The 26,223-nt window shown below is 69.6% G+C and carries 25 protein-coding genes; 8 read left to right on the plus strand and 17 right to left on the minus strand.

Annotation, left to right across the window (positions count from 1 at the left end; genetic code table 11):
* From purL to purS, 3 genes are read right to left on the minus strand one after another with little or no spacing between them, the layout of a single operon-like run.
* On the minus strand, positions 1–2,289 hold the full coding sequence (gene purL, locus AMYHA_RS03835; protein WP_034268008.1) for a phosphoribosylformylglycinamidine synthase subunit PurL: 2,289 nt from the start codon (positions 2,287–2,289) through the stop codon (positions 1–3).
* Positions 2,286–3,035: a phosphoribosylformylglycinamidine synthase subunit PurQ gene (gene purQ / locus AMYHA_RS03840; RefSeq protein ID WP_034268011.1), complete on the minus strand. Its 750-nt coding sequence runs from the start codon at positions 3,033–3,035 to the stop codon at positions 2,286–2,288. The genes purL and purQ overlap by 4 nt, the downstream gene beginning before the upstream one ends.
* Positions 3,032–3,271: a phosphoribosylformylglycinamidine synthase subunit PurS gene (gene purS / locus AMYHA_RS03845; RefSeq protein ID WP_034268014.1), complete on the minus strand. Its 240-nt coding sequence runs from the start codon at positions 3,269–3,271 to the stop codon at positions 3,032–3,034. Before purS ends, purQ begins: the two co-directional genes overlap by 4 nt.
* Before the next feature lie 272 nt (positions 3,272–3,543).
* Between purS and AMYHA_RS03850 the strand changes: the two genes are divergently transcribed.
* From AMYHA_RS03850 to AMYHA_RS03865, 4 genes are all read left to right on the plus strand, one after another.
* Complete coding sequence (locus tag AMYHA_RS03850; RefSeq protein WP_157361788.1) at positions 3,544–4,062, plus strand: hypothetical protein; 519 nt, start codon at positions 3,544–3,546, stop codon at positions 4,060–4,062.
* 139 nt (positions 4,063–4,201) lie between these two features.
* Positions 4,202–5,761, plus strand: a complete 1,560-nt coding sequence (locus AMYHA_RS03855; RefSeq protein ID WP_231104614.1) for an ABC transporter transmembrane domain-containing protein — start codon at positions 4,202–4,204, stop codon at positions 5,759–5,761.
* Positions 5,758–7,518: an ABC transporter ATP-binding protein gene (locus tag AMYHA_RS03860; protein WP_051399517.1), complete on the plus strand. Its 1,761-nt coding sequence runs from the start codon at positions 5,758–5,760 to the stop codon at positions 7,516–7,518. Before AMYHA_RS03855 ends, AMYHA_RS03860 begins: the two co-directional genes overlap by 4 nt.
* 96 nt (positions 7,519–7,614) lie before the next feature.
* Complete coding sequence (locus tag AMYHA_RS03865; RefSeq protein ID WP_196776828.1) at positions 7,615–9,060, plus strand: S8 family peptidase; 1,446 nt, start codon at positions 7,615–7,617, stop codon at positions 9,058–9,060.
* A 26-nt stretch (positions 9,061–9,086) separates the two neighbouring features.
* Here AMYHA_RS03865 and AMYHA_RS03870 read toward each other — a convergent pair whose 3' ends face one another.
* Complete coding sequence (locus tag AMYHA_RS03870; RefSeq protein ID WP_034268020.1) at positions 9,087–10,607, minus strand: aldehyde dehydrogenase family protein; 1,521 nt, start codon at positions 10,605–10,607, stop codon at positions 9,087–9,089.
* Between the two features lie 218 nt (positions 10,608–10,825).
* Between AMYHA_RS03870 and AMYHA_RS03875 the strand changes: the two genes are divergently transcribed.
* Both AMYHA_RS03875 and AMYHA_RS03880 read left to right on the plus strand, forming a co-directional pair.
* On the plus strand, positions 10,826–11,461 hold the full coding sequence (locus tag AMYHA_RS03875) for an MBL fold metallo-hydrolase (protein WP_034268024.1): 636 nt from the start codon (positions 10,826–10,828) through the stop codon (positions 11,459–11,461).
* 63 nt (positions 11,462–11,524) lie between these two features.
* Positions 11,525–12,343, plus strand: coding sequence for an SAM hydrolase/SAM-dependent halogenase family protein (locus tag AMYHA_RS03880; RefSeq protein ID WP_034268026.1), 819 nt, complete (start codon positions 11,525–11,527; stop codon positions 12,341–12,343).
* A gap of 18 nt (positions 12,344–12,361) precedes the next feature.
* Here AMYHA_RS03880 and purB read toward each other — a convergent pair whose 3' ends face one another.
* From purB to AMYHA_RS03900, 4 genes are all read right to left on the minus strand, one after another.
* Complete coding sequence (purB, locus tag AMYHA_RS03885; RefSeq protein ID WP_034268029.1) at positions 12,362–13,789, minus strand: adenylosuccinate lyase; 1,428 nt, start codon at positions 13,787–13,789, stop codon at positions 12,362–12,364.
* 307 nt (positions 13,790–14,096) lie between these two features.
* Positions 14,097–14,690, minus strand: a complete 594-nt coding sequence (locus tag AMYHA_RS03890; RefSeq protein WP_034268031.1) for a TetR/AcrR family transcriptional regulator — start codon at positions 14,688–14,690, stop codon at positions 14,097–14,099.
* 66 nt (positions 14,691–14,756) lie between these two features.
* Positions 14,757–15,479: a hypothetical protein gene (locus AMYHA_RS03895; RefSeq protein WP_034268034.1), complete on the minus strand. Its 723-nt coding sequence runs from the start codon at positions 15,477–15,479 to the stop codon at positions 14,757–14,759.
* A complete protein-coding gene (locus AMYHA_RS03900) occupies positions 15,472–15,981 on the minus strand; it encodes a SigE family RNA polymerase sigma factor (protein ID WP_034268037.1) in 510 nt (169 codons plus the stop codon). Before AMYHA_RS03900 ends, AMYHA_RS03895 begins: the two co-directional genes overlap by 8 nt.
* 176 nt (positions 15,982–16,157) lie before the next feature.
* Here AMYHA_RS03900 and AMYHA_RS03905 point away from each other — a divergent pair, with 176 nt between their 5' ends.
* On the plus strand, positions 16,158–17,204 hold the full coding sequence (locus tag AMYHA_RS03905) for a threonine aldolase family protein (protein ID WP_034268039.1): 1,047 nt from the start codon (positions 16,158–16,160) through the stop codon (positions 17,202–17,204).
* A gap of 53 nt (positions 17,205–17,257) precedes the next feature.
* On the opposite strand, the gene AMYHA_RS27345 is transcribed toward AMYHA_RS03905, so the two are convergent.
* The 7 genes from AMYHA_RS27345 to purD form a co-directional block, all read right to left on the minus strand.
* Entirely contained in the window at positions 17,258–17,431 is a 174-nt protein-coding gene (locus AMYHA_RS27345) for a hypothetical protein (protein WP_034275722.1), read from the minus strand.
* Positions 17,432–17,646: 215 nt separating this feature from the next.
* Positions 17,647–18,816, minus strand: coding sequence for a pyridoxal phosphate-dependent aminotransferase (locus AMYHA_RS03915; protein ID WP_034268042.1), 1,170 nt, complete (start codon positions 18,814–18,816; stop codon positions 17,647–17,649).
* 51 nt (positions 18,817–18,867) lie between these two features.
* Entirely contained in the window at positions 18,868–19,647 is a 780-nt protein-coding gene (locus tag AMYHA_RS03920) for an ESX secretion-associated protein EspG (RefSeq protein WP_034268045.1), read from the minus strand.
* Positions 19,644–21,287 (minus strand): PPE domain-containing protein, encoded by a 1,644-nt coding sequence (locus AMYHA_RS03925; protein ID WP_034268047.1) that lies wholly within the window; start codon positions 21,285–21,287, stop codon positions 19,644–19,646. Before AMYHA_RS03925 ends, AMYHA_RS03920 begins: the two co-directional genes overlap by 4 nt.
* A 5-nt stretch (positions 21,288–21,292) precedes the next feature.
* Positions 21,293–21,892, minus strand: a complete 600-nt coding sequence (locus AMYHA_RS25505; RefSeq protein WP_051399520.1) for a DUF3558 domain-containing protein — start codon at positions 21,890–21,892, stop codon at positions 21,293–21,295.
* Positions 21,879–22,283: a type VII secretion target gene (locus AMYHA_RS26805; RefSeq protein WP_034268050.1), complete on the minus strand. Its 405-nt coding sequence runs from the start codon at positions 22,281–22,283 to the stop codon at positions 21,879–21,881. Before AMYHA_RS26805 ends, AMYHA_RS25505 begins: the two co-directional genes overlap by 14 nt.
* A gap of 84 nt (positions 22,284–22,367) precedes the next feature.
* The gene (gene purD, locus AMYHA_RS03940; RefSeq protein WP_034268053.1) at positions 22,368–23,636 is read right to left on the minus strand and encodes a phosphoribosylamine--glycine ligase; all 1,269 of its coding nucleotides are present in this window, start codon (positions 23,634–23,636) and stop codon (positions 22,368–22,370) included.
* 129 nt (positions 23,637–23,765) lie between these two features.
* Here purD and AMYHA_RS03945 point away from each other — a divergent pair, with 129 nt between their 5' ends.
* Positions 23,766–24,287: a hypothetical protein gene (locus AMYHA_RS03945; RefSeq protein ID WP_157361790.1), complete on the plus strand. Its 522-nt coding sequence runs from the start codon at positions 23,766–23,768 to the stop codon at positions 24,285–24,287.
* 72 nt (positions 24,288–24,359) lie between these two features.
* Here AMYHA_RS03945 and AMYHA_RS03950 read toward each other — a convergent pair whose 3' ends face one another.
* Together AMYHA_RS03950 and AMYHA_RS03955 are read right to left on the minus strand one after the other, a co-directional pair.
* Positions 24,360–24,896: a hypothetical protein gene (locus AMYHA_RS03950; protein WP_034268057.1), complete on the minus strand. Its 537-nt coding sequence runs from the start codon at positions 24,894–24,896 to the stop codon at positions 24,360–24,362.
* Positions 24,897–25,093: 197 nt separating this feature from the next.
* Positions 25,094–26,188 carry an inositol-3-phosphate synthase gene (locus tag AMYHA_RS03955; RefSeq protein WP_034268059.1) on the minus strand — a complete coding sequence of 365 codons (1,095 nt, stop codon included), beginning with the start codon at positions 26,186–26,188 and terminating at the stop codon, positions 25,094–25,096.
* Between the last annotated feature and the right edge of the window lie 35 nt (positions 26,189–26,223).

The raw sequence follows: 26,223 nt of genomic DNA on the forward strand, positions 1-26,223 counted from the left end.
TCAGTCGAACAGCGCGGGCAGTGTGCCCTCCCACGCGGTGCGCAGCTCGTCGAGCGGAAGTGTCGCGACGTCCTGGATCTCCAGCGCGTCCGACTCGGGGACGACGACGCCGGTCTTGCGCCACGGCAGACCCCGCGCGGAACACAGCTCCGTGAACCGCAGTTCCTCGCTGCGCGGCACCGCGACGAGCACCCGGCCGGCTGACTCGGAGAACAGCTGCACAAACGGGTCCATGTCGGGGTCGAGCACCAGCCGTGCGCCGGTCTGTCCGATCAGCGCCATCTCCACGATGGTCTGCGCGAGGCCGCCATCGGAAAGGTCGTGCGCCGCGGAGATCATGCCGTCGCGCGACCCGGCGACCAGGATGTCCGCGAGCAGTTTCTCGCGGGCGAGGTCGACGTGCGGCGGGGTGCCGCCGATGTGGCCGTGCACGACGTGCGCCCATTCCGAGCCGCCGAACTCCTCGCGTGTCTCACCGAGCAGGATCAGCGACTCGCCAGCCTCGTTGCCGATGCCGGTCGGGATGCGCCTGCGGACGTCGTCGATCGTGCCGAGCACGCCGACGACTGGGGTCGGCAGGATCGCGGTGTCGCCGGTCTGGTTGTAGAAGCTGACGTTGCCGCCGGTGACGGGGATGCCCAGCTCGCGGCAGCCCTCGGCGAGCCCCTTCACGGCCTGCTCGAACTGCCACATCACGCCGGGGTCCTCGGGCGAGCCGAAGTTCAGGCAGTTGGTCACCGCGAGCGGTGTCGCACCGCCGGTCGCGACATTGCGGTACGCCTCGGCCAGCGCGAGCTGCGTGCCGGTGTACGGGTCGAGCTTGACGAATCGCCCGTTGCAGTCGGTCGCCGCCGCGACGCCGCGCCCGGTCTCCTCATCGATGCGGATCATGCCGGAGTCGCACGGCTGCGACAACACGGTGCCGCCGCGCACGTAGCGGTCGTACTGCTGCGTGACCCACTCCCGGGAGGCGAGGTTCGGCGAGGAGATCATCGTCAGGATCGTCTCCCGCAGCTCCTCAGGGGTGCTCGGCCGCGACAGCAGATCCGGCGTCGCGGCCTGCAGGACGTCTTGCTCGGCGGGCCGCGCGAACGGCCGGTGGTACTCGGGGCCCTCGTGCGCCACGGTGCGCGGCGGGACGTCCACCACGGTGTCGCCGTGCCAGGTGATCACCAGGTTGTCGCCGTCGGTGACCTCGCCGATCTCGGTGGCGATGACATCCCACTTGCGGCACACCCGCAGGAACGCTTCGACGTCCTCCGGCTTGACCACGGCGCACATGCGTTCCTGCGACTCGCTCGACAGGATCTCCGCCGGGGTCATGCCCTCGGCGCGCAGCGGCACCTGGTCGAGCTCGACGCGCATGCCGCCGTCCCCCGCGGAGGCCAGCTCACTGGTGGCACAGGACAGACCCGCGCCGCCGAGATCCTGGATGCCGACGACGATGCCCTCGCGGAACAGCTCAAGGCTGCACTCGATCAGCACCTTCTCGGTGAACGGGTCGCCGACCTGGACACTCGGCAGCTTCTTGCGACCGGTGCCGGTCTCGGGGGAGTCACTGTCGGAGAACGTCTCCGAGGCCAGCACCGAGACGCCGCCGATGCCGTCGAGGCCGGTGCGCGCGCCGAACAGCATGACCTTGTTCCCGACGCCGGACGCGTGCGCCAGGTGCAGGTCCTCGCTGCGCATCGCGCCGATGCACATCGCGTTGACCAGCGGGTTGCCCTGGTACGTCGAGTCGAAGACGACCTCGCCGCCGATGTTCGGCAGGCCGAGGCAGTTGCCGTAGCCGCCGATGCCCGCGACGACGCCGGGCAGCACGCGCTTGGTGTCCGGGTGGTCCGCCGCGCCGAACCGCAGCGGGTCGAGCACCGCGAGCGGGCGCGCGCCCATCGCGATGATGTCGCGGACGATGCCGCCGACGCCGGTCGCCGCGCCCTGATACGGCTCTACATAGGACGGATGGTTGTGCGACTCCACCTTGAATGTGACCGCCCAGCCGTCCCCGATATCGACGACGCCCGCGTTCTCACCGATGCCCGCCAGCATCTTGGTGCGCATCTCCTCGGTGGTGTTCTCTTTCCAGTAGTGCCAGTGCACCTTGGACGATTTGTAGGAGCAGTGCTCGCTCCACATCACCGAGTACATCGCCAGCTCGGCGTCGGTCGGCCTGCGGCCGAGGATCTCGCGGATCCGGGCGTACTCGTCTTCCTTGAGCCCCAGCTCGGCCCAGGGCTGCTCGGTGTCAGGGGTGGACTCGGCGTGCTTGACGGTATCGAGAGTAGTCACGCAGGGGCTCCTTGGAGCGCGTCGAGTGCGGACAGGAACATGCCGAGACCGTCGTCGCTCGGTCCGGTCAGCGCGTCGATGGCGTGCTCGGGGTGCGGCATCAGCCCGACGATCCGGCCGGTCGGGTCGGTGATGCCCGCGATGTCGCGGCGGGAGCCGTTCGGGTTGGCAGCGCCCATGGTTCGACCCTGCGAGCAGGTCTCACCGACATACCGGAACACCACCCTGTCCTCGTTCTCCAGCGCGTCGAGGGTCGGCTCGTCGGCCATGTAGGCGCCTTCGCCGTTCTTGACCGGGATCAGGATCTCCGCGCCGTGCTCGTAGCGGGTGGTCCACGCCGTCGACGTGTTCTCCACCCGCAGCCACTGGTCGCGGCAGACGAAGTGCAGCTTGTGGTTGCGCACCAGCGCGCCGGGCAGCAGGCCCGCTTCACACAGAACTTGGAAGCCGTTGCAGATGCCCAGCACCGGCATGCCCTTGCGCGCGGCCTCGATGACCTCGCCCATCACCGGCGCGAACCGGGCGATCGCGCCAGCGCGCAGGTAGTCGCCGTACGAGAAGCCGCCCGGCACGACAACGGCATCGACGCCGGCGAGGTCGGCGTCGCCGTGCCACAGGGAGACGGCTTCGCAGGCCTCATGGCTCGACCCTGCAAGCAGGTCTCGCGCGGCGTAGCGCACCGCGCGCGCGGCGTCGACGTCGTCCAGCGTGCCCGGGAAGGTGATGACGCCAACCTTCGCCGTCATTCCGACACCCGCCGGACGACGAAGTCTTCGATCACCGGATTCGACAGGAAACCTTCGGCGATTTTGGCGAGCGTGGCGTCGTCGACCGAGTCGTCGACCTCCAGCTCGAAGTGCTTGCCCTGACGGACGTCGGCCACGCCGTCGAATCCGAGGCGGGGCAGCGCGCGGGCGACCGCCTGTCCCTGCGGGTCGAGGATCTCGGGCTTGGGCATGACGTCGACGACGACTTTGGCCACGTGACAGCTCCGGGTTTCGGTGGGTCTAGCGACGTTGTGAGCCTACCTGGCCTGCGGATTTCGGCTGGCAGTGAGGTTTGCCGCGCGCGACGCAGGTCACGTGGGTTCGCATTGGGTGTCGGCTCGTGCGCGATGGGTTTCGCTGCGGGAGAAACCCGTGGCGCATGGCCCGGAGAGCATGCGCGGAAGATCGTGATTTCGGCCGTCTGCCTGGTAGTGGCCTGCTAGCGTTTACAGCTCGGAACAGCATTTTTAGCCTCGGGGGAGGATTCATGGCTGGGGGCGGATACGTGGTTGACCCGCTGGTCAAGCGGTCGATGGCGCTTCTTTCGATGACGGTTTTCGCGGTGTCGGTGCTGGCAGGGTGTGGCGGCGGTACCGACAAGCGGCTGACTGACCAGGCGTCGTGCGATCTACTCAGCACTGACGCGATCAGCGAGGCGACCGGCACGACTATCGGCGAGGGCACCGAAGAAGGCAGACAATGCTTCTACGCGGCTGATGGTTCGCCAACCGCTGCCGTGACTATCGGGGCGGGCGCGCCCACTGCGGGTTATCCCGATCAGGAACCGCCGCCGGGTGCCCCGGCGCCGGAGGAGATCGATATCGACGGTGTGATGGCTCGGCAGGCCAGCAACGGTGACATGTGTTCCGTGGATCTCTGGCTCGATCCGGAATCCGAGGACCAGGTGGTCAGCGTGGTATTCATTGATGCCAATCGCTCCGACGAGGAGGTTTGTACGGTGTCGGCGACGCTGGCGGGCGACATTCTCGCTGGATTGCCGGGCTGACCGATGACGGGCTGACCGATGACGATGGAAAATCCGTAGCACCGTGTCGGTGGGCGTCGGTATCGTCCGGCGCATGGGAGGCACGGAGTTCACTTGACCCACTAACGACGTATCACCGCCGAGCTTCCGGCTGCGGGCGGTGCTTGCCGCGCGGCCAGGACTGACCCTGACCGCCGCGGTCGCTGGTGCGGGGGCGATGCTGCCGACGGCGGTGATGTCGCTGGTAGTCGGCGCGGCGATCGACACCAGCATCGCCGCTGGTCGCCTGGCGGACCTCGCGGGCTGGATCGCGCTCGTGCTGGGGCTCGCCGTCGTGCAGGCGGTGGCGAGCGGCGTCCTGAACTGGGCGTCGCACACGATGTGGATCCACGGTGCGGTCAGCGCGGAGCGCGCGGTTGTGGGCCATGCCGCGCACCTCGGCGCGACGTTGCCGAAACGGCTGTCGACCGGCGAGGTCGTCGCCATGGGGTCGGAGGACGTCTACGACATCGGCAACGCCGTCGAGACGTTCGGCAGGACCATCGGCGCGCTGACGTCGTTCGCCGTCGTCGCCGTCGTGCTGGTGACGATCACCCCGGTTCTCGGCGTGATCGCGCTGGTCGGGGTGCCGCTCGCCGTGCTCGGCATTGGCCCGCTGCTGCGGCCGTTGCACCGTCGCAAGGAAGCGCAGCGAGAACGGTTCTCCGAGGTCACCTCCATGGGTGCGGACATCGTCGCCGGGCTGCGTATCCTGCGTGGGGTCGGCGGCGAGCGGCAGCACCTGCGCCGTTTCGCCGCCGTGAACGATCGGGTGCGCGACGCTGGCGTGGCCGTGGGGCGCACCGAGTCCTGGCTCGCGGCGGCCGAAATCGCGCTGCCCGGTCTGGTCACCGTCGTCGTCACCTGGCTTGGTGCGCGGCTCGCGCTGGACGGCGCGATCTCGCCGGGCGAACTGATCGCGTTCTATGGCGCATCGGCGTTCCTCGTCGTGCCGGTTCGAACGGCGACCGAAGCAGCGGACGCGGCCAGCGCGGCACGTGTCGCGGCGGGCCGCATCGACCGGCTGCTCCGCCTCGCCCCGGAGTTCGGTGAGCCTGTTGAGCCGGTGCCACTGCCGGACGGCCCGTTGTCGCTGGCCGAGGGCGGACTCGTCGCGCCAGCAGGGCGGCTCACGGTGTTGCCGCCGGATCGCGCCCTCGCCGAACGCCTCACCGGTTACGCCGACAGCGACGCCTTGCTCGGCGGCGTGCCCATCAACGGCGTCGACCGCGCGGAACTGCGCCGCCGCGTGGTGCTCGTCCTGGGCGACGACCACCTGTTCGCGGGACGGGTCGGCGAGGAGCTCGCGGCAGGCGACGCCGTGCCGGTCGCGGACGCCATCGCGGCAGCTGATGCCTCCGACGTCATCGACGCCTTGCCCGAGGGGTACGACGCCGTGCTGAGCGAGCGCGGTCGGTCGGTGTCCGGTGGCCAGCGACAACGGCTGCTGCTGGCACGGGCACTCACCCTCGACCCGGACGTCCTCGTGCTGGAGGAACCGACGTCCGCCGTGGACGCGCACACCGAGGCCCGCATCGTCGAGCGCGTCGCCGCGCTCCGCGAGGGCCGCACCACGGTGGTGCTGACGTCCAGTCCGCTTTGGCGCAACGCACCTGGGGCGCGTGTGGCGACACCTGACAGCACGCACCTGGCGACACCCCGGGAAGGAGTCGTGCCATGACGCTCCCGCTGGCCGACGCGCGGATGGTGCGACGGTGGCTGCGCGACGTCGCCAGCAGGAAGCGCGGCGACTTCGCGGCGATGCTCACGTTGTTCGTGCTCGCCTCGCTGCTCGGACTGGTCGGGCCGCGCCTGCTCGGTGTGCTGGTGGACGCCGTCGCCGCGGGCACACGCCCACCGGTCGACGTCTTGGCCGCGGTCTTCCTCGCCGTGCTGCTCGCCCAAGCCGCGTTACGTCGTTGGGGGCACGTCCGCGCCACCCGATTCGGGGAACACCTGCTCGCCACCGCGCGGGAGGACTTCACCGAGCACGTGCTGCGACTGCCGATCGGCACCGTTGAAGACGCGGGCACCGGCGATCTGCTCAGCAGGGCGACGTCGGACGTCGACCGAATCGAGTACGCCGCCCGTTATGCCGCGCCGGAGATCCTGACGTCGTCGATCGCGGTTGTGCTGACCGTCGTCGCGATGCTGGTGACGTCGCCGCTGCTCACCGCGGGCGTGCTGGTGTCCGTGCCACTGCTCGTGCTCACCACGCGGTGGTACTGGCGGCGGGCCAACGCCGTGCTGGAGCGGATGCTCGCCGCGTGGGGCGACGTCCAGGCGTCCGCGACGGAGACGGTCACCGGCGCACGCACGGTCGAGGCACTGGGACTCGCGGAACGGCGGGTGGCGCACAACGATCGGGCGCTGCGTGCCGCCGTGGCCACGGAGCATGCCCACCGGTCGCTGCTCGCACGCTGGTTGCCGACGCTCGACCTCGCCTACCTGCTGCCGGTCGCCGCCGTGCTGGCCATTGGCGGTGTCGCCTATCGTGCTGGCCTCGCCGGGCTTGGTGACATCACCGCGGTCACGCTGTACCTGCTCGCGATGTCTGGCCCGCTGGTGGAACTGCTGGCGTGGGTGGAAGAGCTGCAGGTCGGCTCGGTCGGGCTGCGCCGCATCCTCGGCGTCCGGCGGGTGCGGCCCGCCCGTGGCGGCGCGCGGGTTACGCCAAGCGGCCGTGACGTCCAACTGCGGGACGTCCGGTTCGCCTACCGCGACGGCCACGACGTCCTGCACGGCATCGACCTCGACATCGTCGCTGGCGAACGGCTGATGATCATCGGACCGTCCGGGTCTGGCAAGTCGACGTTGGCGCGACTACTCGCGGGGGTCGCCGAACCGGGCGGCGGCACTGTGTCGCTCGGTGGCGTCGATCTCCGTCGCTGGTCGCATGATCAGTTGCGTGGCGAGGTGCTGCTGCTCACCCAGGAGCACCACGTCTTCGCCGCGACCGTGCGCGAGAACCTGATGGCGGATGGCGACGACGACCACCTCCACGACGTTCTCACCGTCGTCGGGGCGGACGACTGGGTGCGGTCGCTGCCGGACGGGCTGGAAACCCGCCTCGGGTCAGGCACGCTGTCGGTGCCGCCCGCGGTGGCGCAGCAACTCGCGCTGGCACGGGTGCTGCTCGCCGACCCGCCGGTCGTCGTGCTTGACGAGGCGACGGCGGCGATGGCCAGCGGCACGGCGCGGCAGGCCGAGCGCTCGGTCGCCGCGGCCTTGGCTGGCAGGACGGTCATTTCTATCGCGCACCGGCTCGACGCCGCTCGTGATGCCGACCGCATCCTGCTGCTCGACGGCGGCAGGGTCGCCGCGCTGGGCAGCCACGACGAACTGCTCGCCGAGGGCGGGTCGTATGCGCGGGTACTGGCTGCGGCGGGTGTCGCGGAGGCGCCCGTCACCACATCCCACGACTCCCCGGTCAGGTGATCTCCGCGCCCGAACCGGCGAACTCCGCTGCCATGGACCATCGCTGCGCTTAAGGTCCGGCTGGCAGGGTGTGACCGACCGGGCTTGGAGGACGCCGTGATCGCATGGCACGCCACGCATCGACGTCTCGTCGCCGGATTCCTCGCAGTGGCGTTGGTGTCGCTGTTGTCTGGCGCGGTCGCCAGCCCGACGGCCGCCGCCGTTCCGGGGGCCGCCGCCGTGCCCGTGCCGCAGTGGGAACCGGGCCTGCGCTCCTACTTCGTCCTCGCCGCACCTGGTGACGTCAGCCCCGCGGTGAGTGCGACACGAGCGAACGGCGGATCCGTGTTCGCGGCATACCCGGCGATCGGCGTTGTCGTCGCGCACGCGACCGGCGCGGAGTTCGCGCGCACCGTGCGGCAGGCGCCGGGCGTTCAGCAGGCGGGTGCGACCCGGACATCGGACATCCCGAAACAGGCGTACGAACCGGCCGTGCCGCCCAGGCCGCCGCAACACACCCCACGGGGTCCGGAAGCTCCGCGCTGGAACCTCACCCAGATCGGTGCAGACAAGTCATTGCCGGTGGCCAGCGGGTCGCGGGACGTCGTCGTCGGCGTGCTCGACACCGGCGTCGACGGTATGCACGCCGAACTCGACGATGCCTTTGACGCGAGCAAGTCCGCGTCCTGCGCCTACGGCTCGCTCGACCGGCGCGACGGCGCGTGGCGCGACACGAACTCGCACGGTACGCACGTCGCGGGCACGATCGCGGCCGCGAACGACAGTGTCGGCGTGCTCGGCGTCGCGCCAGGTGTCACGGTCGCCTCTGTGCGCGTCGCCGAGCAGCCGACCGGCCTGTTCTTTCCGGAGAACGCCGTCTGCGGGTTCATGTTCGCCGCGCAGCAGGGGTTCGACGTCACCAACAACAGCTACTACATCGACCCGTGGCAGTACCTGTGCCCGGACGATCCCGACCAGGCCGCGATCCTCGAAGCGGTGCGCCGCGCGGTGCGCCACGCCGAGCGGAAGGGCATGCTGCACGTCGCGGCGGCGGGCAACTCGGACTACAACCTCGCCAACAAGACCACCGACAGCTCCAGCCCGAACGACTCGAAACCGATCGACAATCGGCCGCTGAGCGCCGACTGCATCGACCTGCCGACCGAACTGCCCGGTGTCGTCACCGTGTCCGCGACCGGCAAGGAGAAGCGCAAGGCGTCCTACTCGAACTACGGCACGGACAAGATCGACATCACCGCGCCGGGCGGCGACCCTGGCAAGCAAGACCGGGGCGTGCTGTCGACGGTGCCTGGCGGGCGGTACGGCTTCAAGGCGGGGACGTCGATGGCAGCGCCGCATGTCACCGGCGTCGCCGCGCTGCTGGCGAGCGCGCATCCGGAGTGGACACCCGCGCAGCTGCGGCAGCGGCTGCTCGCCCAGGCGCGCGACCTCGACTGCGGGGACGACGACCGTTGCGCGGGTGACGCGTTCCGTAACTCCTTCTACGGCGAGGGCATCGTCGACGCCGCGGCGGCCGTGGGTGCCGCGGCGCGCTGGCGGTGAATGACGCTTTCCCTGCGCCGTGCCGGTTAGCGGGACCGCCCGTGCAGCACCCGCATCATCCGCGCCACCAGCTTCTCCGTCGCCTTCGAGCGAGAGAACGACGTCAGGGACAGCGGCGGGGAGAACCGCTGCCGCGCGATGGCCTTCGGGCGCGCGAATTCGCGCAGCCCCTCCGGCCCGTGGATCCGCCCGAAGCCGGAGTCGCCGTGCCCGCCGAACGGCAGTGACGCGATCCCAGCGAACGACAGCGGCGCGTTGATCGACGTCGCCCCTGTCCGCAGTCGCCGCGCGATGTCAGTGCCTTTGCTGCCCTTGCCCTTCGTGAACACCGCCGACCCGAGCCCATAGGTCGAGTCGTTGGTCCGAGCCACGGCCTCGTCCATGTCCAGGACCTTGGCGATGGTCACTGTCGGCCCGAACGTCTCCTCGCGCACGGCCGCCGCGTCCTCCGGGACGTCGACCAGCACGATCGGCTGCACACTGCGCTCGCCGATCGAGTCGAGCCCGCCGTAGACCGCCTTGCCGCCGCGTGCCAGCGCGTCCTCCACATGCCGTCGGATGACGTCGATCTGCGAGCGCATCGTCATCGGCCCGTATTGCGCGTCGTCGTCCGATCCGCCGCGCACCGAGCTCACCTTCTCGACGACCTTGGCCACGAAGTCGTCATAGATCTTCTCGTGCACGTAGGCCCGCTCGACACCGGCGCAGGTCTGCCCCGCGTTCGCACATGCGCCCCACACCGTCGCGTCGGCCGCGGCGTCCAGGTCCGCATCCGCGTCCACGAGCACCGCGTCCTTGCCGCCGCCCTCGATGACCACCGGCGTCAGCCGCTGCGCCGCCGTCGCCATGACCTTCTTGCCGGTCGCGGCCGAACCGGTGAAGGCGATCTTGTCGACGTCGCTGGCGGCGAGCGCGGCGCCGGTCTCGCCGAAGCCGGTGATCAGCTGCAGCACCGGCTGCTCGGGCACGGCCTCCGCGAAGGTGTCGACCAGCCACTTGCCGACGCCTGGCGTGTGCTCGCTCGGCTTGAACACCACCGCGTTGCCCGCCGCGAGCGCGTAGGTGATGGAGCCGAGCGGGGTGTAGACCGGGTAGTTCCACGGGCCGATGGCGCCGACGACACCCAGCGGCTGGTACTCCACGCTCGCCGCGTTGTTCGCCAGCAGCAGGCCGGGCGAACGCCGTTGCGGGCCGAGCACCTTCTTGGCGTGCTTCGCCGCCCACTCGATGTGTTCGATGGCGAGCACGATCTCCAGCTGCGCGTCGCCTTCCGGCTTTCCGGTCTCCGCGCGCACCAGCGCGCACAGTTCGGGCAGCCGCCGGGTGATGACGCTCTTCCACTTCCGCAGCCGCTGCGCGCGTCCGGCGAATCCGAGCTGGTCCCAGAACGTCGCGGCCTCGCGCGCCCGCGCGACGGCGGCGTCCACCTCGGCTGGCGTCGTTATCGGGTAGGTGCCAAGCACCTCGTCGGTCGCCGGGTTGAGGGAGTCGAACGTCCGCTGTTCAGCGGTGTCGTTCGTGGTGCCTTCTGGCAGCACGGTGGCCATCGGTGCCTCCATCGCGAGTGTGTCGAACGGGCTCGAGCATGCCCTACTGTTGACTGATTGCCAACAGTTCGCATATCACAGTCCGCTGAGTTCAGCATGCCACTCGATGGCGAGCCGAACAGGGTGTAGGTAGTCCCCGTTCGGACCTTGGCGACCCAGGTGGGGCGCTCGTAGGCTTGACGGTCGGGCGGCGCCGAACCGAGGAGGACGTCGGAGAGATGCGCATCTCGCATTTCGGGCATTCCTGCGTGCTGGTGGAGGCAGAATCGGCCCGCATGCTGATCGATCCTGGCGCGTTCTCGTCTGGCTTCGAGTCCGAGCGGAACCTGGACGCGGTGCTGATCACCCATCAGCACTACGACCACATCGACGCCGAGAAGCTGCCCACCCTGCTCGCGGCGAACCCAGGCGCGCGGCTGATCACCGACCCCGGTACGCAGGAGACCGTCGCCAAGCTCGGCCTCGACTCCCACACCACCTACCCCGGTGAGTCGCTGCGGATCGGCGACACCACAGTGCAGGTCGTCGGCGGCGAGCACGCCATCATCCACAAGGACATCCCGTGCGTCGCGAACGTCGGCTACCTGATCGACGGCGGCGCGTTCTACCACCCCGGTGACTCGTTCCACGTGCCCGAACAGCGCATCGACGTCTTGGGGCTGCCGACCGGCGCGCCGTGGCTCAAGGCGTCCGAGGCGATCGACTTCCTGCGCGCTGTCGGGCCGAGGATCGCGGTGCCGATCCACGAAGCGGTGCTTGCCTACCCGCAGATGCACTACGGGTTGTTCACCAACCTCGCCCCGGATGGCACCGAGGTGCGGGTGCTGGAATCCGGCGAGACGCTGACAGCCTGAGCGGGCAGTGGACCAGCGCTTCTCAAGCGCGGAATGCTGCGTCATAGTGGTCGGGGAGGACGAATGCCGTACCAGTGGATCTCATTCACCACCGACTACGGGCTCGATGACCCGTTCGTCGGTATTTGCCACGGAGTCATCGCGCGGATCGTTCCGGACGCCCGGATCATCGACCTGACGCACACCGTGCCACCAGGTGAGATACGACACGGCGCGTTCACACTCGCGCAAGCGGTGGACTACCTGCCGCCAGCTGTGCACCTCGCCGTCGTCGACCCCGGCGTCGGCACCACGCGGCGAGCGGTGGCGGTCGTCGCGCGCGACGGCCTGCTCGTCGGCCCGGACAACGGGCTGCTGCTGCCAGCCGCCACCGAACTCGGCGGCGCGACCGCGGCCTACGAGCTGACCGAACCGGCGTACCGGCTGCCCGAGGTCTCCGCCACCTTCCACGGCAGGGACATCTTCGCCCCGGCCGCGGCGCATCTGGCCGCCGGTGTCCCGCCGGAACGGCTTGGGCCGCCCATCGACGTCCGGGACCTGGAGCGGGTCACGGCACCAGCGCCATCGGTACGGCCAGGTGCGATCACCACCGAGGTGCTGACGACCGACCACTTCGGCAACATCCAGCTCGCCGCGCGCGGCGACACCATCGCCGACGCCGGGTTCGTCGAGGGACAGCAGGTCACCCTGCACATGGGCGAGGCCCGGCACATCGTCGTCGTCGGTCGCACCTTCGAGGACGTCGAGAACGGCGAGCTGATCCTGCTCGTCGACTCCGCGGGGATGCTGGCGCTGGCGATCAACGGCGCGTCGGCGGCGACCAAGCTCGGCCTGGTGCGCGGGCACTTCCCGGAGTGTGTGATCTCAGGGCCGTACTCCTAGCGCGTGGAGTCGTCCGCGCTACAGGATCGGCGCCGGGCTGTACTTTGCGGCGTCCGGGTAGCGCTCTACCACCGCGTCCACCCGCTCGACGACCGCTTTGACCTGCGCCGGAGCGACCCCGGTGAAGGACAGCGGGTCGGCGAGCAGCGCGTCGAGCGCTGCCTTGTCCAGCGGCAGCCGGTCGTCGGCGGCGAGCCGGTCGAGCAGGTCGTTCTCGACGCCCTGTTCCCGCATCGCCAGCGCGGCGGCGACGGCGTTCTCCTTGATCGCCTCGTGCGCCGTCTCCCTGCCGACCCCGGCGCGCACCGCGGCCATGAGCACCTTCGTCGTCGTCAGGAACGGCAGGTAGCGGGCCAGCTCGGTGTCGATCACGGCGGGGAACGCGCCGAACTCGTCCAGCACCGTCAGCAGCGTCTCGAACAGCCCGTCCGCTGCGAAGAACGTGTCCGGCAGCGCGACCCTGCGCACCACCGAGTCGGACACGTCGCCCTCGTTCCACTGGTCGCCAGCCAGCTCGCCGACCATCGAGCCGTAGCCGCGCAGCACCACCGCGAGGCCATTGACCCGCTCGCAGGACCGGGTGTTCATCTTGTGCGGCATGGCGCTCGACCCGACCTGGCCCGGCTTGAAGCCCTCTGTCACCAGCTCGTGGCCCGCCATCAGCCGGATCGTCTTCGCCAGGCTGGACGGTGCTGCCGCGAGCTGGACCACGGCGGACACCGCGTCGTAGTCGAGTGAGCGCGGGTAGACCTGGCCCACGCTGGTGAACACCCGCTCGAAGCCGAGGTGGGCGGCGACGCGCTGTTCCAGCTGGTTCAGCGCGGCTTCGTCACCCATCAGGTCGAGCATGTCCTGGGCGGTGCCGACCGGACCCTTGATGCCGCGCAGCGGATAGCGCGCGATCAGCTCCGCAAGGCGTTCGAACGCCACGAGCAGCTCGTCGGCCGCGGTGGCGAACCGCTTGCCCAGCGTGGTCGCCTGCGCGGCGACGTTGTGTGACCGGCCGGCCATGGCCTGCTCGGCGTGCTCACTGGCCAGCGCGGACAGCCGGGCAAGCACCGCGACGACCCGGTTCCGGATGAGTTCGAGGGAGCGCCGCACCTGCAGCTGCTCGACGTTCTCGGTCAGGTCGCGCGACGTCATGCCCTTGTGCACGTGCTCGTGCCCTGCCAGCGCGTTGAACTCCTCGATGCGCGCCTTGACGTCGTGCCGCGTGACTCGCTCGCGCGCGGCGATGGAGTCGAGGTCGACGTCGTGCAGCACCCGCTCGTAGTCCGCGATGACGCCGTCCGGGACGTCGACGCCGAGCTCGGACTGCGCGCGCAGCACGGCGAGCCACAGCTCGCGCTCCAGCACGACCTTGTGCTCAGGGGACCAGAGAGTCGCCAGGTCGGCGGAGGCGTAGCGGCCTGCGAGGGCGTTCGGAATGCGCGGCTTGTCTGTCACGGTCTCAGCGTAAACGGCCCAGCGCGAGTCCCCAGCTGTGGTGCCGCGAGTCCCACCTTGTCGACTCCGAGTCTCACCTTAATCGCGCTGAGTTGCACCTTGTTTGGGCCGAGTTGCGCCTTCGGCGGGCGGGAAGTCAGAGCACGCGGCTTCGGAGGTCGGAATTCGTGGCACGAGATCGCGGAACTCGCGGCTCCTCAAGGGGGACTCGTGACCTCGTCGGTGCAATTCGCGGCAAACAAGGTGAGACTCGCGCGGAATAAGGTGAGACTCGCGGCCAGGCCGGGGTCGGAGGCGGGACGGGGCCTTACGTGGTCAGCTCAGCGCGGAGCATCTTCGCGGCGGCGTCTCGTGGGTCGGGTGAGATCTCGATCAGTGCGTTGACGACGGCGCCGTCGACCAGCGCGATCAGCCTCTCCAGCTCGGCGTCCGACACCGACATGCCGGAGCGGGACAGAATCTCGGCGAGCAGCGCGCGCAGCTCGGAGCCGAGCGTGCTCATCAGCGGGCGCAGGTACGGCCTGCGGCCGGTCGCGACCAGCCGTTCGTATCGGGACAACACGGACTCCGCGTCGGCAGCGGTGTCCGCGCGTTTCGAGCCGAGCAGCATGTCCAGCACCAGCTCGACGACGGTGTCGATACCTCGGTGTCGCCTCGCGAGCTCGTCGAGCTGCCGCCTGCCGCGTTCCAGCTCTTGCCGTCCCTGGCGCTCGACGACGGCGGTCACCAGGTCGTCGAGCGAGCTGAAGTAGTACGTGGTCGACGCCAGTGGCAGGCCGGCGCGCTCCGCGACGGCCCGGTGCCGCACCGCGTCGAACCCGCCTTCGACGAGCAGCTGGGAACCCGCTTCAACGAGGGCGGCTCGACGTCGCTCTCCCTTGGGTGTGCTTGCTGTCGTCATGGCCGGATATCTTGCCAGCTCGTCCCGTCGTGGCTGGTTTCCGCCGTTCGCTCCGCACGCCGGATGTCACCGGGACGCCGCGATGGCGTCCGCGATGCGCTGCATGTCCGCGGCGAACGGCGCCGTCGATGACCCGCCGGTTGGCACGCTCGCCACGACAACGACGCCGCGGGACGCCGCGCGTGCGGTCGCTGCTGCCGTCGGAGTGGGCATCGTGATCGTCGTCGTGGTGCGATCCGGCACGTGCGCCACCATGACCAGGCCGGTCATATCGCCATCACTGACCCGGAACGCGGCGTTACCGCCATCGGAACAGAGCCGCCCGGGAACGGCATCGTCAGGGACGACCGAAAGCTCGCCAGCGAGGGCGGTGGCGAGCTCTCGGTCGACCTCGTCGCACCTTGCGGTGCCGGTGATCCCTAGCTTGTCGGCCTCGGCCACAGCGGCGCCATCCCCCTGCTTGGACGGCTCCAACTGCGACTCTCGGGAATCACCGTCCTCTAGACGCATGTCCTGCCGGTCGGGTTGCCCCGCATTTGGTTCCGCTTCCAGCTGAGCCGGCGCCGACGCCACCTCGTTGCTGCCCGAATCGGAAAACGGGCTGGTCACGCCGATGATCCCCGCTCCGCCGAGCACGACTGCCGTGATCGACGTCACCGCCGCGATGCGCATCCGGTGCCGCGCGGTCGCCCTGCGCGATGCCGCCGCGACGTCGTCGACGTCGAACGATGCGGGAGGCACGTCGTCGGCAGCGTCCTGGAACAGCCGCGTGAGCTCGCGCTCATCCATGGACGTTCACCTCCTCATCGAGCGCGTCCCGCAGTGCGGCGAGTCCGCGCGCGGTCTGGCTCTTCACCGTGCCCTCCGTGCAGCCGAGCGCCGTCGCCGTCGTTGCGACGTCGAGACCTTCGAAGTACCGCAGCACCAGCACCGCGCGTTGTCTCGGCGGCACCTCACGCAGCCCGGCGAGAAGCGCTTCGCGGGTGACGACCTGGGTGTCGAAGTTCGTCGCCGCGGGGGGCGGTTCCGGGACGTCGTCAACGAAGCGCTCCCTGCGCCACGGCCGCCGGGACTCGTCGATTACCGACCGGACGAGCGTCCGGCGTACGTAGGCGTCCAGCGCGCCCTTGTCGCGAATCTTGCGCCATTTGCGGTGTACCGCGACGAACGCGAGTTGCGCCAGGTCGTCGGCCCGATGCCAGTCGCCACACAGCAGGTACGCGGTCCTGCGCACGGCTTCGCGTCGGTCCGTGAAGTACTTCGCGAACTCCTGTTCCTCCTGTTGATCCACGCGCGGTGAGCTCCACTCTGTCCGGCATACCAGTAAGGACGTAGCGCGGCCGGTCCGGCGTTGCACGGCTGCCGAGGGCCATGAACAACACCGGTGTACCGTTCCAGGTCATCATCGGTATTGCCATCAACAACGCTGTGTGATGTGATCGAACTGTGACCTTCGCAGCGAGCGCCATGATCGACCTTCGTTCCGATACCGTTACCCAGCCCGATGAACGCATGCGAGCGATCATGGCGGCAGCGGACGTCGCGGACAACGTCATCGACGTTGACCCCACGGTCCGCGCGCTGGAGGAACGCACGGCGGAACTGCTCGGCAAACCGGCGGCGCTGTGGACGCCGTCCGGCACCATGGCGAACCTGATCGCGCTGAGCACGCATCTGCGCAGGGGTGACAAGTTTCTCGCGCCGCGTGGCGCACACGTGCTGACCAACGAACTCGGCTCTGCCGCATGGCTGGCTGGCGGCATGCCGGAGCCGATCGACACCGATGCGGGGCCTGGCAGGCCATCGTCCGCCGCGATCCGGCGGCTGACCGCTGGTGCGAGGCAGGCGCCGTACTACATGTTGCGCACCACGCTGTTGTGCCTGGAGAACAGCCACAACGCCGCTGGTGGCGCCGTCACCCCACCTGACGAACACGCGCAGCTGGTGGCTACCGCGCGTGATGCCGGACTCGCGGTGCACCTGGACGGCGCGCGGCTGTGGAACGCCGCCGTCGCGCTCGACGTCCCGCCCGCCGCACTGACGGTGGGTACCGACACGGTGTCGGTGTGCTTCTCGAAAGGGCTCGGCGCGCCGATGGGCTCCGCCGTCGCGGGCAGCGTCGCGTTCATCGAACAGGCGCGGCGGATGCGGCAGATGCTGGGCGGCGGTGTGCGCCAGGGCGGCATCGTGGCCGCTGGCTGCCTGCACGCGCTGGACAATCTCGACGACCTCGCGGCGGATCACGCCAACGCCGAGCGGCTGGCATCCGGGCTGCGCGAGTTCGGCTGGGACGTCGCGCAGCCGGAGACGAATATCGTGCTCGCCGGGGTCGCCGACGTGCCTGCCACGCTCACCGCACTGCGGGAGATCGGCGTGCTGGCGCTGCCGATGGCGGGCAGGGTCCGGTTTGTCACGCACCGGGACGTGACCACGGCGGAGATCGACGAGGTGCTGCGCCGCATCGGGGAAGAGCGTGCCCGCCGGGATCGGCGGCACGAGCCCGCGTCCGCGTAGGCCTGACATCGGCTGCGCCGGACCAGTCGTCTCCGGCGGCAGTGACGCGTGAGTCAGGAGCGGATCTGCTTGCGGTTCTCGCTGCCCTTGATGGCGCTGTACGCCGCAGTGGCCAGGAACGCCACGCCGCCGATCACGCCGAGCCAGAACAGGCCCTTGAGTACGAAGCCGATCACGGTGATGGCCAGCCACAGTGCGATCAGCCCGCCGACGATCTTCCAGAACATGCGCATCCTCCGGTATGTGCGATGACTCCCGCCTCGTCGCTACCTCAACCCTGCCACCACATCCGGCGCGAAGCTCGGATTCCGTGCGAATCTCCGGGTTATTTCCGGGTCACCCGGTGAATCCCGACTTCGCCGGGCACCTTGCGCGATCCGCGCCTGATTTGATGGCGTTTGTCGGTTTCTCGCGGACAATTGCCCGGCGAAGTCACCCGGGCTCATCCGCGCAGCACGGGCTCCAGCCGCCGCAGGCATTCGGTGAGGTCGTCGGCGGACCCGGCGAACGAGAACCGCACGAACTTCCCGCCGTCCACCGGATCGAAGTCGACGCCCGGTGTGATCGCCACCCCGGTCTCGTCGAGCAGCCATTGGCACCAGCGCAGGCTGTCGGTGGTGAACTCGGAGACGTCGGCATAGGCGTAGAACGCGCCGTCCACCGGAGCGATTTTGTCGATGCCCATGCGCGGCAGCCCGTCGAGCAGGATGTCGCGGTTCTCCCGATACCGCTCGACGTGGCTATCCAGTTCGGCGTAAGCGGCGTCTGTGAAGGCGTACACCGCCGCGCGCTGCGACAACGCGGGCGCGCAGATGGTGAAGTTCCCGACCAGGACCTCGACCGCGCGGTGCAGCCGTTTCGGCACCAGCATCCAGCCGAGCCGCCAGCCGGTCATGCCGAAGTACTTGGAGAAAGAGCCAAGCACGATCGCCTCGCGTCCGTGCTGCCATGCGCTTACGTCGGCGTCCTCGGTGAAGGTGATGCCGTGGTAGATCTCGTCGCTGATCAACTGCACGCCGTGAGCCGCGCACCAGTCGGAGATCGCGGCCAGTTCGTCGGCGGCCAGCGTGGTTCCGGTGGGGTTGCTGGGGCTGGCGATGATCAGGCCGTCGATATCGCCGAGCTGGTCCAGTTGTGCCACGGTCGGCTGGAACCGGGTCGCCGCCCCCGTGGGGAACTCGACGACCTCGCAGCCGAGCGCGGCGAGCAGATTGCGGTAGGCGGGGTAGCCGGGGCGGGCCATGGCGACCCGTGCGCCAGTGTCGAACGCGGCAAGGAACGACAGCAGGAACCCTGACGACGATCCGGTCGTCACGATCACGTCGCCCGGGTCGACGGTGAAGCCGTAGCGGCGCGCGTAGTGGCCTGCGATGGCCTCGCGCAGCTCCGGGATACCGAGCTGTTCGGTGTAGCCGAGATCGCCCTCCGCCAGCGCGGTGCCCGCCGCGTCGAGCACCGACTTCGGCGCGCCAGCTGCCGGTTGTCCCGCGCACAACGAGACGACGTCGCCATGCGTGCGCTGCCGCGCTGATGCCGCGGCCAGCACCTCCATCACGTGAAACGGCGCGACGTCAGCGCGGACGGACGGACCGGGGAATGCGGGATGAGCCATGCCCGGCAGCTTAGGAGGTCGCGATGTGCCGCGATTCGCACCGTCTCGCGATTAGTGGTCGGCGTCGGTGTCGAGCAGCAACTCCCAGACACGCTCGGCGAGAAGGGCATTGTCCGCGGGGGCGACGGTGCACCAGTCCTCGCCGTCGCTGTTGCGCTCGACCGCCATCAGATAGCGGCCCGCGTCGGTGTCGTGACAGGCGACGACATGGCTCGCGTGCTCCCGCACACCGGAACGGGTCACGCGCTCGACGCCGAACTGTCCTTTCGCGACCGTACCGAGCAGCATGCCCGCCAGTTCCTGCGCCGAGAACAGATCGAGACCACGATCTTGCAGCGCGCCGACGAGCGCGTGCGCGTCCCCGCGCGCTTGCACGGCCGCCTCGGTGAGCAGCGCGTGCGGCAGTGTGACCGACTGCCCGACCCCGGCAGGCAGATCGCCGGCCACCGACACCGCCGACTCGGCGAGGGTGTCCGCCCGCGCCGGGATGAGCCAGAACTCGTCGCCGTCGACGAGGCCGAGCACCGCGTCGTTTCCGCTGCTCGCGGCGAGGCCGTGAATCCGGTGTTCCGCCCACAGCCAGACGTCGACGCAGCGCTGCGGGTTGGCGAGCAACCCGAGCTGGTCGAGCAGCGTGCCTGCGACCCTGCGGTCGCGGGCGAGGCCACGTCCCTCGAGTGCGGCCCACGCCTTGTCGACGAAATCGGCGCGTTCGGTGTGGGTCGTCCCCGGGCTTGGCACGCCCAGCGCGACATGCCGGGGTCCTAACCGCTCGGCTTCCCACACGACATCCAGTTCGAGCGTCGACAGCGAAACGGGGGTGTCGGTCACGGGCTGTCCTGCCTGTCGTCACGGTAGGCGTTGCTCGGGTCCTCACCGATGGTGTCGCGCGCGACCATCCGGTCATCGGCGAACAGGTCCGCGTCGTCGATGCCGTGGGTGCGCACCCGCGCGTCGGACGGAGCCTGCGGCGCGGCGTGCTCCAGATAGGCGGGCGTGTCCGGACCCGCATCGGGTTCGATCTCCGCGACGGCGTTCGCCTCGGCTTGGTCCTCGATGACGCCGACGTCGAACTCGTGCCGGGAGGTCTGGTCGGTGTCGTCCGCGACGTCGTAGGGATTGCCGCGGCGTTCCCGGTCCGGTTCGGCGCTCATCGCACCAGCGACAGCCGCGGCGCCGATGGCCGTCGCCGCGGCCGCGATGCCGTCTTCGTCCGCGACGGGTACCGCGGTCGTGACGTCTTGGCCCTGGGTGAGCGTGGTTTGTGGCTGGCCCTGCGCCGTCGCGCCGCTGAGCTTGCCCGTGGCGAGCAGCTCGGCGGTCTTGCCACCGCCGAGTGCGGTGGTGCCGCCAATCGGTGCGCTGGACGCACCGGGACCGGACGTGCCCGGAACAGCCGTGACGCCGGGCGAGGCGCCACCGGAGCCACCCGCGCCGCTTGCGCCGAGCGAGTCCCCGGGCCCGTCCATCGTTGACGCGTGCTGCGCGCCGGATCTCCCCTCCACCGAGCCGGTCATCGGGTCGGTCACGCCGCCGATCGGCCCGGAACCGCCGGACCCGGACTCGCCGGAGCCACCCGAGTCGGACCCACCCGACGACGGCCGGCCACCGCCACCGGACTCCGAAGCAGAGCTACCTGAGCCCGAGTCACCCGATCCGGGTCCGCCAGGCCCGGAGCCGGAACCCCCCGTCCGGGCGCCACCCGACGGCGCGCCGCCCGTCGTCGTGTTCGGACCAGACGGCGATCCATCGGACGGCGGACCCGCGTTCACCGGGGCGGTCGGCAGCCCACCAGGGCGTCCGTCCGGCCCGGACACCGACTCCGCCGCTGCCGCCATCGTCTGGTACCCGGCCCCGGCCCCGGCGCCGGTGTCCGGCTGCGCGGGCGGCGGCTGACCGTGGTCGAGCACGATCGCGCCCGGCTCGCTGAGCTGCCTGACGCTGGCCAGCTCATCCGCGCAGGTGCTGGCGAGGTGGTTCAACGCGTCGACGGCCTGGTCGCGGGCGGCGCTCGCGGCGCGCACCTTGGCCGCGTGATCGGTCTCATGCCCGATGAGGTCGGCGAGAACGTCCATCGTGCCGAGGCCGTCGGCACCCTCCCGCAGCGTCCGCGAGTCCGGCAGCGTGTTCAGCGCGCGCTGGAACGCCTCGCTCAGTCCGAACGCGGCCTGCGACGATTCATTGATCTTGTCGGTGGCGTCCTCGGCGAAGTTCGCGCTGGTCATCATGACGTCCTGGGCGATCGTCGACGCCTCGCCGCGCCACTCGATCCCCAGCTTGCCGAGTTCGGCGCGCAGCGTGTCGTCGGTGTTGCGCAGCGCGGTGGCGACCCTGGCGAGCGCGTCGACCGCGTTCGACATGCTGCCGGTGCCGCGCCCCTCGCGGAGCAGGTCGATCTCGAGGGCGAGCATCCCCACGCTGTAACCCTCGAAGCGCAGTTGCCTGACCTTGTCGAGTGCGCTGGTGTGCATGGCGTCTACCCCTTCCCCTGTAGCGCGCCGACCGCCGTGGTCGCTGCCTTCTCGGATAGCGCGCACGCGCGCTCGTGCGGTATCTCGTCCGGGTAGCTGGTGCCGAACCGCACCCGTAACGCCTGCCCCTGTGCGACGCCGACCACGACGTCGCAGTGGCCGTCGCGCTGCTCGCCGGGGAACACCCTGACGGCGGGAAACCCAGCGATGGTGATCGGCGTCGCGGCCATCGTGCCCGGCCGGGCCCGGTCGCCGGTGATCCAGTTCGCTACGCCGTCGCCTGGCATGGCCACGACGTGCAGGTCGTAGACCGGTTCCAGCTGCTGCTGGGAGAGCACGCAGGTGGTGCCGTCCTTGCCGTTCCGGCGCTTCGGACGTTGTGTGATGCCGAGTTCGTTCAGTGCGCTCGCGCCGAACAGCGCGCACGGGTCGAGCCCGTCCACCCGCAGCTCGGCTGGCCGTTGCGGCAGCGAGGCGATGGAGTGCGCCGCGTCCTGCCGCGTCGTCTCGGGTGCTGGCGGCGCGGCATCCTGCCCGCCAGAACATCCGGCGAGCGTGACAGCGGTGATCATGGCCATCGCGACCGGTCCGTCACCAGTGCGCACTGCGATCCTCGAACGCCGCCGCCGACGCCTCGTCGTCGAGTTGGTAGCGCTCGGCGGCCTCCCTGAGCCGGAGCGCGAGCTGGTGCAGCGTGCGCAGGTACGCCTTGGCCTGCGCGAGCTGCGAATCGTCGTTGTCGACGACGGCGGCATTCCACGCATCAGCCACGTAGCCGCTGACCTGGTTCTCCGATGGCGGGTCGATGCGCATCGACAGCTCGTGCTCGATCAGCGCGGCGCTCAGTTCGTCCGCCTGGTCGGAGACGATCTTCGCGGCGGCGAGCACCTGGTCCGGATCGACCGTCAGGCGAGTGGTGCCGGTCGCGGCGAGCGTGGTGCCACCGATGCCCGTCAGCGGCGTGCCGCCGCTGTCCTGCTCGCTCGACGTTGACATACCGCGAACCCCCTGCGCCTACGGACGGTAGCCGGACACCTTCGCCAAGCGAGGTTACCAAGCTCGCGCCCCTGCTGGGACCGGTTACGACGAACTCGCGGGCAGCGCGATCTCGCCCTTGACGGCGGCACTCGCGATGTCCGTGCGGTGATGCCCGCCGGGGAGACGCACCGATGCGAGTCGTTCGTACGTCTGCTCGCGGGCCGCCGCGAGGTCGCTACCGGTGCCAACGACGGCTAGCACCCGCCCGCCACTGGAGACAACGGCGCCGTCGTCGCGCCGTCGGGTGCCCGCGTGCAGCACCCCGGCGAGGTCGGCGCCGGTGATGACGTCGTCCACGCGCGGAATCCCCGGGTAGCCCTCCGCCGCGATCACGACGGTCACCGCCGCGCCGTCGGCCCACTCCAGCGGTGGCTGGTCGGCAAGCGTGCCGGTCGCCGTGGCGTGCAGCAGCGTCGCGAGCGGGCTGCGCAGCAACGCCAGCACCGCTTGGGTCTCCGGGTCGCCGAACCGGCAGTTGAACTCGACCACCTGCGGGCCGTCGCTGGTCAGCGCGAGGCCCGCGTAAAGCAGGCCGGAGTACGGCGTGCCCCGGTTGGCCAGCTCGTCGACGACCGGCTGCACGACGCGCGTCACGATGTCGTCCACAAGGTCGTCCGGCGCCCACGGCAGCGGGGCGTAGGCACCCATGCCGCCGGTGTTCGGGCCGGTGTCGCCGTCGCCGACCCGCTTGAAGTCCTGCGCGGGCAGCAGCGGTCGCACCGTGGTGCCGTCCACGAAGCAGAACAGCGACGCCTCCGGCCCGTCGAGGAAGCTCTCAAGCAACACGGGGTGGCCGCCGTCGAGCAGCGTCAGCGCGTGCTTGCGCGCCTCGTCGTAGTCGCCGGTGACGACGACGCCTTTGCCCGCGGCGAGCCCGTCGTCCTTGACCACCCAGGTCGGGCCGAACCGGGAGAGCGCGGCGTCCAGGTGCGCCGGGTTGTCCACGACTTCGGACGTCGCCGTCGGCACCCCGGCCGCAGCCATGACGTCTTTGGCGAACGCCTTCGAGCCTTCGATGCGTGCGGCGGCCTGCGATGGCCCGAAGCAGGCGATACCTGCCTTGCGGACGACGTCGGCGGCGCCTGCGACCAGCGGGGCCTCCGGGCCGATGACGACAAGGTCGGCCTGCCACCGCGTCGCGAGGGCCGCCACCGCATCCGGATCCTTCACGTCGACGGCCTGCGACTCCGCCATTGCGGCCGTGCCCGCGTTGCCTGGCGCGCAGGCCAGCGCCGAGATCTGCGGGTCGGCGGACAGGGCAAGGACGATGGCATGCTCACGGGCTCCGGAGCCGATAACCAGGACGCGCACGGGTGCAGGGTAACGCCACCCGCACAGGGGCCGCTCGCCGCCGTGCCCGCGGTTGTGACCTGCGCCGTCGATCTATGCGGCCGGTCACGTCCACCTGCCAGGACGTGGTCCGCGTGCTACACAGATCGGGTGTCTACTTCTCCACGTGTGGTACTGACCGCGTTGCTGCTCACCGCGGCGGCGGCGCTCGCGAGCTGTGGTGACGACGAGGCTGGCGGCACGGAAGCGGCTAGTTCGGATGCGGCGGCGACGTCGGCCGCGCCGCCGACACCGGAGACGACGACCTCAGCGCCGCCCGAGCCGGAGCAGACCATCGTCGACGTGATCAACACCTTCCACAAGGCGGTCGACGCCGACAACGGCAAGCGGGCCTGTGCGCAGCTGACGTCCGAACTGCGGGGCGTCTACGCGCAGAACCCCGGTGCGAGCACCTGCCCCGGCGGAATCAGCCAGCTGCACGACGAACTCGGCAAGACCAAGCTGTCGTCGTTGAAGTTCGCGCCCGCTGACGTCGATGTCACGAAGAAGGGGAAGGAAGCGGTCGTCAGCCACAAGCTGATCGCCAAGCGCAACGGCACCGATCCGGAAAAGACGAACTCCTACAACCTGGAGCGCGAGCGGGGCGGCTGGAAGATCTCCTACATCGGCTAGCGCTGCCGTCGAGGGCGTGCGGAAACCGCCTTCACCGCTAGGTACGGCGGACGTCGTTCAGCGCCTTGGTCGCTACTGCGCGGGCGGCAGTTCCGCCGCGAAAGCTTGGCTCGGCTGCTCGATGATCACTGAGGCGCCGTCGGGAGAGGTTCTCGCTCCGGTCAGCCGGGGCAAACTACCCAGCGAGAACGGGAACGCGGCCAGGGGCAGCACGGCGAAAGCGGCGAAGGCTACGCCGCCCAGCCACTGCATGTCGTCGGCGACCGCAGCCACCACCAGTGAACCAACGAACGTCGCTAGCCCGCCGAAGAACATGACGGACGCGACAGCCAGCCACAGTGCCCTGCTTCTGGTGCACTTCCGGCAGAGTGGCCATCCCTTGACGTCCGCGGTGCGTACTTTCTTTCCATAATCACTGAGCCGCTCGCTCATGCCGATCACGTTCGACTGGAGGAGCGCCCGGTTTCCCTCGAGCTTCACCTTCGACTGGAGGACGAAGTCCTGCTGTCGGACAGCGGGGAGGCCGTGTCGCGAGCAGTGGCGCGGCAAGTTGCCCGGCTGGCCAACGGTGTCGGCCGATAACGTGACGACACCAGGCAGACGCGACACTGGATACTCCCGTGATTGACGAACTCGAACGGAACCCAGAGTGAACACGCGGTCGGCGTCCTCCGCCGGAGTTGATCTACTTCCTGCGCGCTGCGACCACATTGCGTCCGTTTCGTCCGGTTCTGCTGGTCACAGCGCGCAGGTAGTTGATCGATTTCGTCGTCCCTAGCGGGCCGCCCGCCAACGCCAGACGGCGCTTACTCCCCGTTGGTCTCGCCGGCGATGAACCGCTCGACGGCGTCGTGCGCCTCGGAGTCGTTGTACTGCACCGGCGGCGACTTCATGAAGTAGGACGATGCCGACAGGATCGGCCCGCCGATGCCGCGGTCCTTGGCGATCTTCGCGGCGCGCACCGCGTCGATGATGATGCCCGCCGAGTTGGGCGAGTCCCACACCTCGAGCTTGTACTCCAGGTTCAGCGGGGTGTCGCCGAAGGAGCGGCCCTCGAGCCGGACATAGGCCCACTTGCGATCGTCGAGCCACGGCACGTAGTCCGACGGCCCGATGTGGACGTCGGCCTTGGCCATCTCGTGCGGGATCTGCGACGTCACCGACTGCGTCTTGGATGTCTTCTTCGACTGCAGTCTGGTGCGCTCCAGCATGTTCTGGAAGTCCATGTTGCCGCCGAAGTTGAGCTGGTAGGTGCGCTGCAACTCGACGCCACGGTCTTCGAACAGCTTCGCGAGCACACGGTGCGTTATCGTCGCGCCGACCTGCGACTTGATGTCGTCACCGACGATCGGCACGCCCGCGTCGGTGAACTTCTGCGCCCACTCCGGGTCGGAGGCGATGAACACCGGCAGCGCGTTGACGAACGCGACACCGGCGTCGATGGCGCACTGAGCGTAGAAGCGGTCCGCGTCTTCCGAGCCGACCGGCAGGTAGGACACCAGCACGTCGGCGCCGGACTCGCGCAGCACGTTGACGACGTCGACAGGGGACTCGTCGGACTCGGTGATGGTGTCCAGGTAGTACTGGCCGAGCCCGTCATAGGTATGGCCGCGTTGCACGCTGACGCCTAGGGGTGGGACGTCGGCGATCTTGATGGTGTTGTTCTCGCTCGCCACGATCGCTTCCGACAAGTCACGGCCGACCTTCTTCGCGTCGACGTCGAACGCGGCGACGAACTCCACATCGCGTACGTGGTAGCCACCGAATTGCACGTGCATCAGACCCGGCACGCGCGCGGTGGGATCGGCGTCACGGTAGTAGTGCACGCCTTGCACCAGGGAAGCCGCACAGTTTCCGACGCCAACGATGGCCACCTTCACAGTCTGGCCGTTTTCGCCCATGCCGGTTTCTCCTTCACTAGGTGTGTGATGTGTCG

The organism is Haloechinothrix halophila YIM 93223, from assembly GCF_000504245.1.
Classification (GTDB): Bacteria; Actinomycetota; Actinomycetes; order Mycobacteriales; family Pseudonocardiaceae; genus Haloechinothrix_A; species Haloechinothrix_A halophila.

What these genes read in the sequence shown, in the direction of transcription:
- AMYHA_RS26805 (WP_034268050.1), bottom strand. Translation starts at nt 22,283, where the DNA reads ATGTCAACGTCGAGCGAGCAGGACAGCGGCGGCACGCCGCTGACGGGC.
- AMYHA_RS03905 (WP_034268039.1), top strand. Translation starts at nt 16,158, where the DNA reads ATGATCGACCTTCGTTCCGATACCGTTACCCAGCCCGATGAACGCATG.
- AMYHA_RS03915 (WP_034268042.1), bottom strand. Translation starts at nt 18,816, where the DNA reads ATGGCTCATCCCGCATTCCCCGGTCCGTCCGTCCGCGCTGACGTCGCG.
- AMYHA_RS03860 (WP_051399517.1), top strand. Translation starts at nt 5,758, where the DNA reads ATGACGCTCCCGCTGGCCGACGCGCGGATGGTGCGACGGTGGCTGCGC.
- AMYHA_RS03895 (WP_034268034.1), bottom strand. Translation starts at nt 15,479, where the DNA reads ATGGATGAGCGCGAGCTCACGCGGCTGTTCCAGGACGCTGCCGACGAC.
- AMYHA_RS03850 (WP_157361788.1), top strand. Translation starts at nt 3,544, where the DNA reads ATGGCTGGGGGCGGATACGTGGTTGACCCGCTGGTCAAGCGGTCGATG.
- purQ (WP_034268011.1), bottom strand. Translation starts at nt 3,035, where the DNA reads ATGACGGCGAAGGTTGGCGTCATCACCTTCCCGGGCACGCTGGACGAC.
- AMYHA_RS03890 (WP_034268031.1), bottom strand. Translation starts at nt 14,690, where the DNA reads ATGACGACAGCAAGCACACCCAAGGGAGAGCGACGTCGAGCCGCCCTC.
- AMYHA_RS03880 (WP_034268026.1), top strand. Translation starts at nt 11,525, where the DNA reads ATGCCGTACCAGTGGATCTCATTCACCACCGACTACGGGCTCGATGAC.
- AMYHA_RS03875 (WP_034268024.1), top strand. Translation starts at nt 10,826, where the DNA reads ATGCGCATCTCGCATTTCGGGCATTCCTGCGTGCTGGTGGAGGCAGAA.
- AMYHA_RS03870 (WP_034268020.1), bottom strand. Translation starts at nt 10,607, where the DNA reads ATGGCCACCGTGCTGCCAGAAGGCACCACGAACGACACCGCTGAACAG.
- AMYHA_RS27345 (WP_034275722.1), bottom strand. Translation starts at nt 17,431, where the DNA reads ATGTTCTGGAAGATCGTCGGCGGGCTGATCGCACTGTGGCTGGCCATC.
- AMYHA_RS03925 (WP_034268047.1), bottom strand. Translation starts at nt 21,287, where the DNA reads ATGCACACCAGCGCACTCGACAAGGTCAGGCAACTGCGCTTCGAGGGT.
- AMYHA_RS03955 (WP_034268059.1), bottom strand. Translation starts at nt 26,188, where the DNA reads ATGGGCGAAAACGGCCAGACTGTGAAGGTGGCCATCGTTGGCGTCGGA.